The 13,202-nt window shown below is 47.4% G+C and carries 11 protein-coding genes, 2 pseudogenes and 1 riboswitch; of the genes and pseudogenes, 6 read left to right on the forward strand and 7 right to left on the reverse strand.

The features are described from left to right. Window positions 1–10: 10 nt before the first annotated feature. The 3 genes and pseudogenes from QBE55_04875 to QBE55_04885 form a co-directional block, all read right to left on the reverse strand. Window positions 11–1,285 carry an MATE family efflux transporter gene (locus tag QBE55_04875; protein WZL79488.1) on the reverse strand — a complete coding sequence of 425 codons (1,275 nt, stop codon included), beginning with the start codon at window positions 1,283–1,285 and terminating at the stop codon, window positions 11–13. 397 nt (window positions 1,286–1,682) lie between these two features. Continuing rightward, on the reverse strand, window positions 1,683–2,333 hold the full coding sequence (gene thiT / locus QBE55_04880; protein WZL79489.1) for an energy-coupled thiamine transporter ThiT: 651 nt from the start codon (window positions 2,331–2,333) through the stop codon (window positions 1,683–1,685). A gap of 169 nt (window positions 2,334–2,502) precedes the next feature. Continuing rightward, a riboswitch (TPP riboswitch) is annotated at window positions 2,503–2,596 on the reverse strand. Between the two features lie 418 nt (window positions 2,597–3,014). Further along, window positions 3,015–4,341, reverse strand: a pseudogene (locus QBE55_04885) (ISLre2 family transposase). Between the two features lie 201 nt (window positions 4,342–4,542). On the opposite strand from QBE55_04885, the gene QBE55_04890 reads away from it, so the two are divergent. From QBE55_04890 to QBE55_04900, 3 genes are all read left to right on the forward strand, one after another. Beyond that, window positions 4,543–4,809 carry a type II toxin-antitoxin system Phd/YefM family antitoxin gene (locus QBE55_04890; GenBank protein WZL79490.1) on the forward strand — a complete coding sequence of 89 codons (267 nt, stop codon included), beginning with the start codon at window positions 4,543–4,545 and terminating at the stop codon, window positions 4,807–4,809. Beyond that, a complete protein-coding gene (locus QBE55_04895) occupies window positions 4,799–5,104 on the forward strand; it encodes a type II toxin-antitoxin system RelE/ParE family toxin (protein ID WZL79491.1) in 306 nt (101 codons plus the stop codon). The genes QBE55_04890 and QBE55_04895 overlap by 11 nt, the downstream gene beginning before the upstream one ends. Before the next feature lie 725 nt (window positions 5,105–5,829). Then, window positions 5,830–7,167 (forward strand): glycoside hydrolase family 31 protein, encoded by a 1,338-nt coding sequence (locus tag QBE55_04900; protein WZL79492.1) that lies wholly within the window; start codon window positions 5,830–5,832, stop codon window positions 7,165–7,167. Window positions 7,168–7,272: 105 nt separating this feature from the next. On the opposite strand, the pseudogene QBE55_04905 reads toward QBE55_04900, so the two are convergent. Both QBE55_04905 and QBE55_04910 read right to left on the reverse strand, forming a co-directional pair. Next, a pseudogene (locus QBE55_04905) lies at window positions 7,273–7,635 on the reverse strand (beta-galactosidase). Continuing rightward, window positions 7,517–8,059, reverse strand: coding sequence for a UPF0236 family protein (locus QBE55_04910; GenBank protein WZL79493.1), 543 nt, complete (start codon window positions 8,057–8,059; stop codon window positions 7,517–7,519). The pseudogene QBE55_04905 and the gene QBE55_04910 overlap by 119 nt, the downstream one beginning before the upstream one ends. Window positions 8,060–8,308: 249 nt before the next feature. Here QBE55_04910 and QBE55_04915 point away from each other — a divergent pair, with 249 nt between their 5' ends. The 3 genes from QBE55_04915 to QBE55_04925 all read left to right on the forward strand — a co-directional run bounded on the left by QBE55_04915 (window position 8,309) and on the right by QBE55_04925 (window position 11,499). Further along, complete coding sequence (locus QBE55_04915) at window positions 8,309–8,923, forward strand: glycerol-3-phosphate acyltransferase (protein ID WZL79494.1); 615 nt, start codon at window positions 8,309–8,311, stop codon at window positions 8,921–8,923. Window positions 8,924–9,094: 171 nt separating this feature from the next. After that, a complete protein-coding gene (locus QBE55_04920; protein ID WZL79495.1) occupies window positions 9,095–9,727 on the forward strand; it encodes a carbohydrate-binding family 9-like protein in 633 nt (210 codons plus the stop codon). 110 nt (window positions 9,728–9,837) lie between these two features. Next, window positions 9,838–11,499: a DUF4091 domain-containing protein gene (locus QBE55_04925; protein WZL79496.1), complete on the forward strand. Its 1,662-nt coding sequence runs from the start codon at window positions 9,838–9,840 to the stop codon at window positions 11,497–11,499. Between the two features lie 265 nt (window positions 11,500–11,764). On the opposite strand, the gene QBE55_04930 is transcribed toward QBE55_04925, so the two are convergent. Beyond that, window positions 11,765–12,610, reverse strand: coding sequence for a sugar phosphate isomerase/epimerase (locus QBE55_04930; protein WZL79497.1), 846 nt, complete (start codon window positions 12,608–12,610; stop codon window positions 11,765–11,767). 150 nt (window positions 12,611–12,760) lie between these two features. Then, window positions 12,761–13,108 carry an MGMT family protein gene (locus tag QBE55_04935; GenBank protein WZL79498.1) on the reverse strand — a complete coding sequence of 116 codons (348 nt, stop codon included), beginning with the start codon at window positions 13,106–13,108 and terminating at the stop codon, window positions 12,761–12,763. Window positions 13,109–13,202 lie beyond the last annotated feature (94 nt).

Below are 13,202 nucleotides of genomic sequence, written 5' to 3' on the forward strand. Positions count from 1 at the left end.
CTTTCCGGATCTATGCCCGCAGATCGCCGGGGACTTCGCCGGTGCGGGATTTCATATATTTCCATTTGCCGGAGCGGTAACGGGCATATACAATACCAGCCCGGGTATACTGATCCAGAACAAGGGCTGCCCATGCGCCGATCAGTCCCCAACCAAATACCCTGACAAAGAAATGCGCGACGATTACCCGAAAAACCCATATACCGAAAGCCGATGCAATCAGGGGATAGATCGTATCCCCGGCTCCCCTCAGCGCACCGGCAAGGCAGAGCTGTGTCGGCATACCAAGCTGACCCAGGGCAACGATTTTCAGGACCGTGCCTGCCATGTGGGCGATATTTTCATCTTCGGTATAGATCCTTGACATGGGATGGGAAAACAAAATAAAGATCATCCCGATCAGACACGCAACGCCTATGGCGATGTGATGAACCTGACTTGCGTACTTCTCCGCTATTTCCTCATCGTTGGCCCCCAGGCTCTGGCCGACCAGAGTGGTGGCGGCGACGCCGAATGCCATACTGGGAGCGAAGGTAAGCCCGTTGATGTTCATGCCGATCTGATGGGCGGCAAATTCGGCGGTTCCCAGACCGGATACGGTCCGCACAAACAGCATCAGTCCGCTTTGCAGGATAAACTGTTCCAGCGCTGCGGGAAAGCCGATGGAAAAGACTTTCCGGATGATTTCATAATCCGGATGAAAGCCGTCCCGCAGCGGAGTTGACAGAACGGAAATGGATCTTTTAGAGAAAAGAACATATAAGGCAACGGCACAGGATAAAAGCCTGGAAATCGTTGTGGACAGGGCGGCTCCGGCAGCTCCCATTGCCGGGAACCCCAGTTTTCCATAGATCAGTACCCAGTTTCCGAAGACGTTGAACAGGTTTGCGCCGATGTTGTACATCATGGGCAGTCTGGTCTCCCCTGCGCCGCGCAGGGCGGCCGTCACTGCGGAATTAAAGGCCAGAAATACCAACCCGGAGACGACGATCGTAAAATAATCCACGCCCATTTTCATGGTGTCGCTGTTTCCTCCCATGAATTTGATAATGGGGCGTGCAAAACCGATTCCAACAGCGGTTAAAGCGATGCCCAGCACTAGATTGACAGTCAGGACCTGACGCGCCACAACGGAGGCTTTTTCCTTTTTGCCGGCACCAATATTCCATGCCACGAGAGTGGTGGTACCGGTATTGACAGCAGCAAAGACGGCATTCAGCAGCATAAAAGGCTGGTGGGTAAGCCCGATGGCGGCGAGCCCGGCAGAGCTGACCCTGCCTACCATGATCATGTCCACCATGCCGAACAGGGTGGACATCACAAGTTCGATAAATGCTGGCCAGGTAATAGATAAAATTTCCCGCCATGTTTTAAGTGATTCAGCATCTGGTTTGAATTTTGATTTCACCTTCCCAGGAAATGAGCTTTGCAAGATAAGACCTTCCTTTCTGTTATACAAGTCAGTTCTTTCATTTTACTATGGAAAGGAAGCACCTGCAACTGAAATGAATCAATTTGTATAAACGGGATAAGATGTTTATACGTATTTGTGACAATAATCCAATGCTTTTTGACAGCAAAATATGTACAATGATATATTTTCATGAATGAAAAAAGCGGTCCGTACTGTGACCGCTTTTTGTTTGCTGTTCCGCTTCTACCTAGATTACACGTTTTGGGTTTCAATTCCTCTGGTAGTCGTTCTGAAGGGAGCGGACCATGTTGCGAATCTGCGGAAGGGAAGCGAGAACCATGCAGAGGATCAACTCCGCTAGCAGATAGCTGCCGTTGTACCCAAGGGAATACAGGACGGCAGGCTGCCCCCCGGCATACTGGGAGAAAAATACAATTCCGGTCAGGAAGTGCATTAAAAATCTGCCGAAAACCCCGATGATGCAGGAGACGGCAAGGTTCTTCCGGTACAGACCGGCCAGCCCCAGGAGCCCGAAGGCAACGGGATAATCCATGATAAACTGGATCCAGTGTATGATGGAACCGCCCTGGATGTACTGGAGAAACCCATAGGCGATTCCGGCCAGCACTCCGGGAACCGGTCCGAAGATATAAGCGAATATCATAATGGGCAGCATACTGCCCGGAGTGATGCTCCCGCCCTGCGGCAAACGATACAGCCGGATGTAGGATAATACAAAGGACAGGGCAATGCATACACTGGCATAGACCAGCATGCGTGTGGTAAAATGCACATTCCTGCTTTTGCGCAGAAGAATGATTCCGCCAATTCCCACAAAGGCGAGCAGAATAAGAATGATAATGGTACCTGGAGTAAATTCTGCGAATTTTCCAAATACGTCGGATAAAGATTTTGGCATGAATAGTTCCTCCCAAGATATTTGTACATATAAAACCGGGAAAGATCACATTATGGTCCTGAAAGAAGGAATCATAAAACAGGAACCAAATAACGATGGAAACCGCAAAAATAAAAAGGCAGAAAAAGAAGCTTTTTCTGCCTTGCAGGTTCTGGTGTCTGTTCAGACACAGTATGCATAACAGCTTCCCTACGCAGGTATTAACCTACAGGTTCAAAGGGTGGATCGAAATCCTCTCAGCCATGGCTCCCCCAGCAGTCCTATATGCCTTTTCACCTATTATAGCACCGGATTCCTTTTGCTGCAATCCAATACCAATTTCAGATAGCGTCAATTTACTGTAGGGAAAGAAAGAATAGAGACATCCTGAAATATTCTTACTAGCAACAGTGGCCTTGATTGATTTCATTAATTTTAACAGCAATCAATCTTGCCAGCCGCATTTATTCCACGATCTGCTTGACAACGAGCCTCTGCCGGTGTGGCTTACGGCAGATGACGGCAGCAGCCATCTCTAACAGCGGGATAGGCTTTGGAGCGGTTGCTGCCGTACCTCAATGCTACCACACCGACTTCTCGTTATCAAGCAGCTTTCGCGGCATAAACGCTTGATCTATGTCGTCCCGGCTATTATTTCTCCTTACGAAGAACAAAAACGCCATAACGAGCTTTATGGAGGGCCTAATAGCGTATTCCGGCCATACTCCTCATCTCATTAAACAGCCCTGTCTTTTTCCCCATGGTAATTACAGTTGGGCTGCTACTCCATGAACCAGCATATCTGCTTTCTGATGATTTCCTTACTTCTTTGATTAACTCATCCTGCAATTCATGTTTCCTGTTCTCCTTCTCCTTAAGCTTCTGTGCCATAACCAGGTCATAGATCCTGCCGCCATTTTTCTTATATACGATAAGTTTGGACATCCTGGCAACACCTTTTTCAGACCATTCCTTAGGCCTGCTGCTTAGCCTGCTTGAAAACACATGGCTTATATGACCTTCGGCACTGCATCCTATCAGTTCATGGCCCTTATCAGCCTTTATCTCTATTCCATGCCAGTTATTCAATATGTACCGTCTGGCATCCTTAACTGCCTTCCTCTTCGTTTTGGAAACCGTTCGTTTGAGGATCTTCTTGAAAACATCCTTGACCATGTCCTTGTCCGGCCAATCCAATGCATCCTTCAACTCCTGATAGATGTCTCCATCGTTTAAGTGTGCAGTCGCAGTTATCATATATTTCTTAAGATGAAAATTGTCCGGCACAAACTTGCTTTTGGGAATCCAGTCAAGCCCGGCCTTAATCCATGATGCCCCATCCCCGGAAAGGTATATGGTTTCAATGAAATCCATGTTGTACTGCTTGTCTATATATCCTATGACCTCCAGCCACAGATCCTCACTCTCATCATACATGCCGCCAAAATATTTAACGTTTTTAAGCCTGGTCCTTGTTTGGCTGCTTTTTTCGGGATCTACGCCTTCATGAACATAAACCAGCCTGGGCATAGCTATCTTGCTTTTATCGTCTTCTCCCTGCAGGGAAACATGATCTTCATCTGCTTCAACATACAGTATCCTGACATCCCTCTTCTTGTCCACCTTTCCTGTAGCTGCTGTCTATGGCCTCTTCCACCACATTGATCACCACATCTGCACTCACTCTGTCATGTGGCTTAAGACCAACAAGCTCATCAACGAGATATTTCCTTTTGCCACCACTCTTTGGCTTAAAATACGTTCTATTATACTTGATCGTTCCAAAGGTCGTTAAGATCCCTGTCTCATCTTTCCTGACAATCTCCCAATTGTTTTTCCTGACCCCGGACTTTCGAAGCTGTTCATCCATCCCCTCAAGAGTCTCCACCAGTATATTCCGACCAAGTTCAAACAGATCCTCCTGCAGCCCCAGAGTCAGTTCCGCCAGATCCTTACCTTCCCTTAAAAATTTTCTTACCTTATTTTCTGTTTTTCTTGCAAACTCGTTAAAATCTTGTATACTGTACATGGAAGGTGACACCCTTTCTTGATATTTTTGTGATGATCAATATTTTAGCAGGATGTCACCTTCTTTTCAATCCTTATGGTAATTTATTACTCTTAATCCCTACGGTAACTTTACGCTAACAAGCCGCATATTTTCTTTACATTTTGTAAAGATAAAGATATAATTATATCATGATATTGATATATGAATGGAGGGATTAAGTTGATTATCAAACCGTCTGCAGCATTGAGAAATGATTACACCGGCATCTCCCGATTAGCCCGCGAAAGTAAAGGACCCATCTACATCACCAAAAATGGAGAAGGCGATATGGTATTAATGAGCATGGATGCCTTTGAAAAACGCGAACAAACCCTGGAGCTTCGCTCCAAAATATTGCAGGCAGAACAGGAACGTCTAAACGGCGCGAAAACCTTAAGCGTCGGGGAAGCCAGAGCACAGCTGAGGGAACGGCTTGGTGAAATATAAAATAGATATTCTTCCCATCGCCTGGGAGGATTTAAAAAAAATCGAGGATTACTATGCGGTACAGTTTAATGCGGAAGTTGCTATCCGAGTAAGCAGCCATATCCTGGATTGTCTGGAGCGTCTTGAAGGCTTTCCGGATTCCGGTTCCACAACTCCGGATAAATGGCTTAATCAACAGGGCTACCGTATGGTAATCTGTAAAAAGTATGTCGCCATCTACCGTGTGATCAACGATAGCGTATTCGTTTACCACATTGCAGACACCCGGACCGAATATACCAAATTGTTCTATTGACTCAATATAAGCAAGCAGATGTGCCTCCTGTATCTCTGAATTAACAGTCAAAAAGCGGCTCATACGATGAAAAATATGAGCCGCTTCTGTACGTTTTAGGGTTTACTCCCCGAACAAAGATTGTTATGTCCAAATATCCGTTGTCGTCAATTTCTCAGCTTTGCCCGATTTTACGGAACGATATTCGGTCTGTCTGCTTTTTCCACGGCCGAAAGGACATAACCCCAATAATTGAATTGTCCGTGCATCTCAAGCAAAACATCAACCCCGAATTGTTGTGCATAATCCGCTACTTCCGCTACAGCATCCGATACATAGGAAATGCTAAGATCTGTTATAAACTGTGACTACACGTATTAGTATTAGTTGGAGCCACTTACCGCCCATTTTTCTTTAAATGGATGCGGCGAAAGCTTCACCTCGCTAGACAAAAGAGGACAGAAAATAAATCTATGGACAAAAGATGCACACGGCGTAGAAACAAAGGATATGTATAAGCCTGTCCCTTTTTATATGAGCTCCCGGGGATATGGAGTATTTATCCATACCAGCGCGCCGGTCACGCTTGATTTTGGTCAGGCTTATCATGAGGCAAGTACTGTTTTCTCTGCCGATCCCATATTGGATCTATTTCTGTTTACAGGTGATTACAGAGAAATTCTGGAGGCCTATACCGGTATAACCGGACATGCCGAGGTCCCCCCTTATGGTCCTTTGGTTTATGGATGAGCCGAATCTCTTACAGGGAGGAAGCAGAATTAAGAAGTGTCGTGCAGAAAATGAAAAAGTATGAGATTCCCTGCGATGTGATCCATCTCGATACCGGGTGGTTTGAACATGACTGGCAATGCGATTACAAATTCTCCCCGGCACGATTTCATGATCCCGCAAAAATGGTGCAGCAGTTGAAAGAATCTGGATACCGGATCAGTCTGTGGCAGCTTCCTTATTTCACTCCGAAGAATAAGTATTATGAGCAATTATTGAAAAGCGGTTATGCCGTCCAAAACGAAGACGGCTTTTTGCCAACAGACGATATTATCCTGGATTATTCCAATCCGGACGCAGTATCCTGGTATCAGGAAAAGCTGGCAGACCTTTTGGATATGGGCGTTGCGGCAATCAAAGCGGATTTTGGGGAAGCCGCGCCTTTATCAGGAAAGTATCATTCAGGCAAGTCCGGCTTGTATGAACACAATCTGTATCCTCTGCGATACAATAAAGCTGTTTTTGAGATTACAAAGAAGCAAACCGGAGACGGGATCATTTGGGCGCGAAGCGCATGGGCGGGCAGTCAGCGTTATCCGCTCCATTGGGGAGGGGATGCGGAAAATACCGATATGGGCATGCTGTCCACCCTGCGGGCCGGTCTCTCCTTCGGAATGAGCGGATTTACCTTTTGGAGCCATGATATTGGAGGTTTTGTAAAAAAGAGTCCGGAATCCTTATACCGGCGGTGGCTGTTTATGGGCATTTTTACATCGCACATGCGATGTCACGGACAGCCGCCGAAGGAACCTTGGACTTACTCGGATGACTTTCTGAAATATTTTCGCAAATTAATGAAATTCCGGTATTCGCTGATCCCTTATATCTATGGTCAGGCTCAGCTGCTGGCCCGAAAAGGACTGCCCATGATACAGCCCATGTGCATGTCATGGCCAAAGGATCCGGTATGCAACGCAATCGAAGACCAGTATATGTTCGGAGAGGATATACTGGTGGCTCCTTTCTTTGAAGATCATATCACCTCCCGGATGGTATATCTTCCGGATGGAGATTGGCTGGATCTGTTTGATCGGGAAAACAAGTACCGGGGAGGGAAATATCGGAACATTCCTGGCGGTGATTGGGGCGGAATAGCTTTAGTACGGGACGGAACAGTGATTCCATTTGTGGATGCAGCCCTCACCACAAATGAAATTGATTGGAGTACCCTTTCTTATTATTGGTATACTTCGGACAGGGAAACAGCAAACCTGCACGGAGTCTCAATTGATCCGGCAACAAAAGACGCCGGCCGCATAACATACAGCAACAAAAATGAATTCCGGTTGAAATAACCCGAAAGGAGAGGCGGTTGCCCTTAAGCTGTGCTTGGCCTGCCGGGAGATAGCCATGGCATGTGCCCGGCAGTAGTGAGAAAAGTAGTATAGAGTTAAGTTAATGGATTCCATAAAAGGCTTGCCGCCTTTCAGGGAGCGGTTGATATCATGGACAAAACCAATTTTTGCGCCCAACTCCCAATCCGGCTGTATTCCATGCCACATGGGATAATTGTCCCAGGAGACGACATCCACCTCTTTGGCAAATCTCCAGTAATCCAGTCCGGTATAGGTCCCCATGAAATTTGTGGTGACCGGAATATCCGGAGTCACTTCCTTCAAAGGTGCGATTTCATTTTTAAAGAAATCAATGGTCTGATAAGTCACAAACCTCTTCCAGTCCAGATTCAGGCCATGCACCGACTGTTCGCCATGAGGCGCCGGAGATTCGATCTGGGACCAGTCCGTATAGGTATGGCTCCAGAAGTCCATCTCTTTCTCCACCTTTCCTGTAGCTGCTGTCTATGGCCTCTTCCACCACATTGATCACCACATCCGCACTCACTCTGTCATGTGGCTTAAGACCAACAAGCTCGTCAACGAGATATTTCCTTTTGCCACCACTCTTTGGCTTAAAATACGTTCTGTTATACTTGATCGTTCCAAAGGTCGTTAAGATCCCTGTCTCATCTTTCCTGACAATCTCCCAATTGTTTTTCCTCACCCCGGACTTTCGAAGTTGTTCATCCATCCCCTCAAGAGTCTCCACCAGTATATTCCGACCAAGTTCAAACAGATCCTCCTGCAGCTCCAGAGTCAGTTCCGCCAGATCCTTACCTTCCCTTAAAAATTCTCTTACCTTATTTTCTGTTTTTCTTGCAAATTCGTTAAAATCTTGTATACTGTACATGGAAGGCGGCACCCTTTCTTGATATTTTTGTTGATGATCAATATTTTAGCAGGATGTCGCCTTCTTTTCAATCCTTATGGTAATTTATTACTCTTAATCCCTACGGTAACTTTACGCTAACCCAATTTCAAAGCTTTCTATTTGGGAATTATGGTATTATGGTATAATTGAAAAAAGGAAAAATACAAATAGGGTATTGCTTTGATTCTGTTTATTTATTTTTCGAAACGGAGAAAGGATAGCGGGTATATGCGATTGTTCAGCCTCTTCATTGGATATCTGTGCGGCTGCTTTCTGACGGGCGACCGGGTTGCACACCATAAAACGGGAAGGAGTGCCTTTGCCATCGGTTCGGGTAATCCGGGAATGGCCAATATCCTGGGTCAACTGGGAGTTAAGTGGGCTGCCATTACCCTGCTGGGGGATATTCTTAAAACGGTTATTCCATGTGTTCTTTGCCGATACGTCCTCTTCCGGTCCCTGGGTTCTCTGGCAATTCTTTATGCAGGCGTGGGCACTGCACTGGGGCATGGATATCCATTCTGGCATGGGTTCCGGGGCGGAAAGGGCGTGGCTGTGACCTGCACCTATCTTGTGCTGTTTTCTCCCCTGTGGGGACTGCTGGCCAATTTGGCCGGACTTGGCATTGTTTTGGTAACCGGATATCTGGCGGTTGGCGCATTGGCGATACCATCCCTTTTTCTAATTCCGGCTTTTCTGAAGTCTGGGGCAGAGGCAGGCTTCGTCACACTGGCCGGTGTTGTGCTTTTATTTTCCCTGCATGGCGATTCCCTGAGGAGAATAAGAAACGGATCGGAAAAAAAGACGGATCTGATATCCAAAATCCGCAGCCGTAATGAGTAAATTTCCTTTTCCGGCAGGAAAATGAAGGGCAAAGGTAGAATCAAAATCAAGTATAGCCGGAAACCAGACAGCATGGCCAGCAAAAATAATAAGCAAAAGCCAAAAAGGGAAGGTGCTTTTGGCACCGAAAGAAAAAATTGATATTTGATCAAATAAAAAAGCGGTGAGATTTTGAACAGCAGATACGAGTGCAAAAGAATCGATGAAGCGGTCTCCGTGAACGGGGATCTGGACAAGCCAGTGTGGAAAGAGGCAAAGGCGGTTTCCCTGGTGGATACCGTCACGGGGCAGGCGCCCAGGCAGGGAACCTGCTGTAAGCTCCTGTGGGATGATTCCTTCCTGTATGTTGCGTTTGACTGCAGGGATGATTTTATTCACGGGGTCCGGACGGCATACAACGATGAAATTTTCAATGAAGAGGTTGTGGAGATCTTTCTGGATGACGACTGTGATCTCACAACCTACATTGAATTGGAAGTCAGTCCGTTGAATACGCTGCTGCATTACAGCATACACAATCGGAAAGGCTGCAGGGCTGCCTTTGCCAGGGTGGAGAAAACGGTGGCCAGCGCCGTGCAGGTGTATCAGGACGATAATGTATGGACTGTGGAGATGGCAATTCCCTTTTCGGAGTTCCTGACCGCCTCCAATATTCCCCCCAAACCCGGAGATAAATGGCGCATGAATCTATACCGGATAGATCGGCCAAAGGACGGCAGGGACGAATACAGCGCCTGGCAGCCTACCGGGAAGGTGGATTATCATATTCCGGAAAAATTCGGGGAGCTGGTATTTTCCATTTAGCCCTGTCAGGAACAGAATAAGGAAAACAGTTTTTTGTGGGCATTTATCGTTCTTAAGTCTATCATTCTATAAAAGTATAAATGACTATAACAAAGGAAAAGGAGTTTGAAATGAACAGCATTGTGGAATCCAGGCTATTGAGTTCTTTGGAAAAGGTTTTCCCGGATGAGGAGCTTTCTGCTTTCCGCTGGGAGAAGGGATCCGCTTTGGCGGATGAGGTATATTCCTTTCAGATTGCCCTGCGGATTCGGCCTGATGCGGCACAGGAGCACCTGCCCGCTGTCCTTGCTGTGCAGACACAGCCGGATTTGACACCCTGTGTCCTGCTTCGGCAGGTGGTGTCGGTTCCGTCGGACTTTCCGATTTATGAGGATCATGATGAAAATGTGCTGCGGACCGGGCCGGGACGTTACCCGGACCTTCTGCTGCCACTTTCAGGCCCGCTGACCCTGTCCAGGCAGTGGCAGTCCGTCTGGGTCACTGTGAATCCTCAAAAACAGGCGGTTCAGCCAGGCCAATATGCCATACGGCTTTCGCTTGCCGCGGAGGATTCCGGAGAAACATTGGCATCGGAGACCTTTGATCTTCTTATCATGGGGGAGAAGCTTCCGGAGCAGTCGCTGATCCATACCATGTGGTTTCATACCGACTGCATTGCCACTTGGTACGGGATCGAGGTATTCAGTGAAGCATATTGGAAACGGGTGGAACAATATCTCCGGAATGCGGTAAAACATGGTATCAATATGATCCTGACACCGATTTTTACACCGCCTCTGGATACGGAGGTGGGAGGGGAGCGTCCCACCGTGCAGCTGGTGGATGTTCAAAAGTCTGGGAGTGATTACCGGTTTGGATTCGACCGGCTGGAGCGTTGGGTGAATCTTTGCCTGGACTGCGGTGTGAAATATTTTGAATTTTCCCATTTATTTACCCAGTGGGGAGCGGAACACGCTCCAAAGATCATGGCGACGGAGAACGGGCGGGAGAAACGGATTTTCGGATGGGAAACCGATGCGGCCGGACCCGAATATGAGCATTTTCTGGATGTCTTTTTGCCTGCGCTGGTGTCTTTTCTTCGGTCACACGGACTGGAGAAGAGCAGCTGGTTTCATGTATCGGACGAGCCGCATGCAGAGCACCTTGCCGCCTATGAAAACGCAAGCCGTATCCTGAAAAAGCATTTAGGCGGTTTTCCCATTGTGGATGCCCTGTCCGACTATTCCTTTTATGAAGACGGACTGGTGGAACGGCCCATACCGGCATCCAACCGGTTGGAACCCTTTCTGGAGCATCAGGTGCCGGATTTGTGGACGTATTATTGCTGCAGCCAGTACAAGAAGGTATCCAATCGCTTTTTCTGCTTTCCTTCCGCCCGGAACCGGATTCTCGGCATGCAGCTGTACAAATATCACATAGCGGGTTTTCTGCAGTGGGGCTATAATTTCTGGTATTCCCAGTATTCCATACGGCCCATTGATCCTTTCCGGGTAACGGACGCAGGCGGGGCATTCCCGTCCGGAGATGCCTTCATCGTATATCCGGGGGAGCATGGTCCTCTGGAGTCCATTCGGTCGGAAGTGTTCCATGAAGCCCTTCAGGATATACGTGCCCTGACTTTGCTGGAGGAAAAAATCGGACGGGATGCTGTGATCCGTTTGCTGGACGACGGACTGGAGCACCCAATCACCTTTCAGGAATATCCACAGGACGCCCGTTGGCTGCTGAAAAAGCGGGAACAGGTAAATCAGCTGATTCGAACAAATAAATAAAATCAAATTATCAATTATCGTACCTTGCCGGCTGATAATTTGAGTCAGAAACGGAAAAAGCATATGGGCATAGGGATGACTTTAAAAGGGAAATATACAGAGGAGCCGGGCAGTTCTTTGCCTGGCTTTTATTCCATCCTTTTCCTCAGGATGCCTGGTGGGTGATGCGGTAATCGTGCAGGAGGGCAACCGAATCTCTCTTGCTTCTCATACCGCAGTCAGCCACCTGTCTATGGATGTGTTCCATAAAAGGACTTCCTCTTTCTTAAACTCCCAGGCCACGGAGGTACTTCCGGCTCATTTCGGCGCATTCCATGGAGGTTTTGCCCAATGCCGGTTTGTCCTGCTCAACGATGACCCACTCTGCGCCCGCTTCTTCGGAAGCAGTCAGAATAGAAGGAAAGTTCTGTACACCGTATCCCACCGGACGAAAACCGAATACTTCTTCTTCGTTCTCTTCGCTTGTTTCCTCTTCCTTCTTTTCCGGCTCAGTGCCGATCAGTTCATACATCTGCTTTGGCTTTTTCTTGCCGCTCATGACAAAATCCTTCAGATGGACGACCGGAGATCTTCCGGAATATTTTCTGACATATTCGGATGGATCTTCGCCGGCTACATTCACCCAGCAAGTGTCAATTTCCGTCTTAAGCAAATCAGACGGTATGGATTGATACAGAATATCCAGTCCGTATTCCCCGTCTATTTTTTTGAATTCAAAGTCATGATTGTGATAGAGCATCTGAATGCCGTGCTCCTTTGCGACAGCGGCCAGAGAATCAATGTCCCTGATGGTTTCCTCAAACCGGTCGGTGCCTGGCCTGCGTTCTTCATTAAGATAAGGAACGGCAATATACCTGCATCCTATCTGTGCATAATCACCGATCACCTTGTCCGGAGCGTCAAGCATTTCATCAAGGGGTACATGAGCAGAAATCGGAATCAGACCGATCTCGTCCACCATGCGTTTCACTTCAATCGGTTCCATTCCGTATAATCCGGCAAACTCAACGCCATCGTATCCTATCTCCCTTACCTTCTGCAGGGTACTCCTCAGGTTTTTCTCAGCGTAATCCCGGACGGAGTAAATTTGCAAAGCAACGGAAAATGCCATAATATATTCCTCCTATTTTCTCTTATTGCAGTTGCTTCCCAAGCACCCTCTTAAAAAGATGCTTATCTGGTAAAATTATATAGCATTCACGAATAAATTGCAAGATTGGTTCTGCCGCCAAAAAGACAAATTAGGTATACAGGCTCCATTTTACCTTTCCGTTTTCCACTGATGCTGCTTCATATCGACATACCCGTTTTCCCGGAAGGCAATTCCTTCCGCTTCCAGAAGCTTTCGCTGACCGCCGGTACCGCCGAAGGAGCGGGAACCCGTAAGCTCACCGGATTGGCGGATCACCCGGTGGCAAGGCAGGGAAAGCATTTCCGGCGCCTGCTTCATGGCGTTTCCCACGGCCCTGGCTGCAAAGGGATTTCCCGCCAGGGCAGCGATCTGGCCATAGGATGCCACTTTGCCTCTGGGGATTTGGGCAGTAATGACATACACTTTTTGGTAGAAAACAGGCATTTTCCCGGGATCGGAACAGGCCCCGCAATTCATGAAATCCTTCCTTTCAAAAACAGCTGAATTTATGATATCATAGGTTCCATACAGATCTATCTTTATCTTATCATAAGGAGAAGTTCCGCATGAC

Source organism: Eubacteriales bacterium mix99 (genome assembly GCA_038396605.1).
In the GTDB taxonomy this organism is placed as follows: Bacteria; Bacillota; Clostridia; order Caldicoprobacterales; family DTU083; genus UBA4874.

Bases quoted from the DNA above. Each gene is read 5' to 3' on its own strand.
- QBE55_04875 (WZL79488.1), bottom strand. From the start codon at position 1,285: ATGGTAGGCAGGGTCAGCTCTGCCGGGCTCGCCGCCATCGGGCTTACC.
- thiT (WZL79489.1), bottom strand. From the start codon at position 2,333: ATGCCAAAATCTTTATCCGACGTATTTGGAAAATTCGCAGAATTTACT.
- QBE55_04900 (WZL79492.1), top strand. From the start codon at position 5,830: ATGAGCCGAATCTCTTACAGGGAGGAAGCAGAATTAAGAAGTGTCGTG.
- QBE55_04910 (WZL79493.1), bottom strand. From the start codon at position 8,059: ATGTACAGTATACAAGATTTTAACGAATTTGCAAGAAAAACAGAAAAT.
- QBE55_04915 (WZL79494.1), top strand. From the start codon at position 8,309: ATGCGATTGTTCAGCCTCTTCATTGGATATCTGTGCGGCTGCTTTCTG.
- QBE55_04925 (WZL79496.1), top strand. From the start codon at position 9,838: ATGAACAGCATTGTGGAATCCAGGCTATTGAGTTCTTTGGAAAAGGTT.
- QBE55_04930 (WZL79497.1), bottom strand. From the start codon at position 12,610: ATGGCATTTTCCGTTGCTTTGCAAATTTACTCCGTCCGGGATTACGCT.
- QBE55_04935 (WZL79498.1), bottom strand. From the start codon at position 13,108: ATGAATTGCGGGGCCTGTTCCGATCCCGGGAAAATGCCTGTTTTCTAC.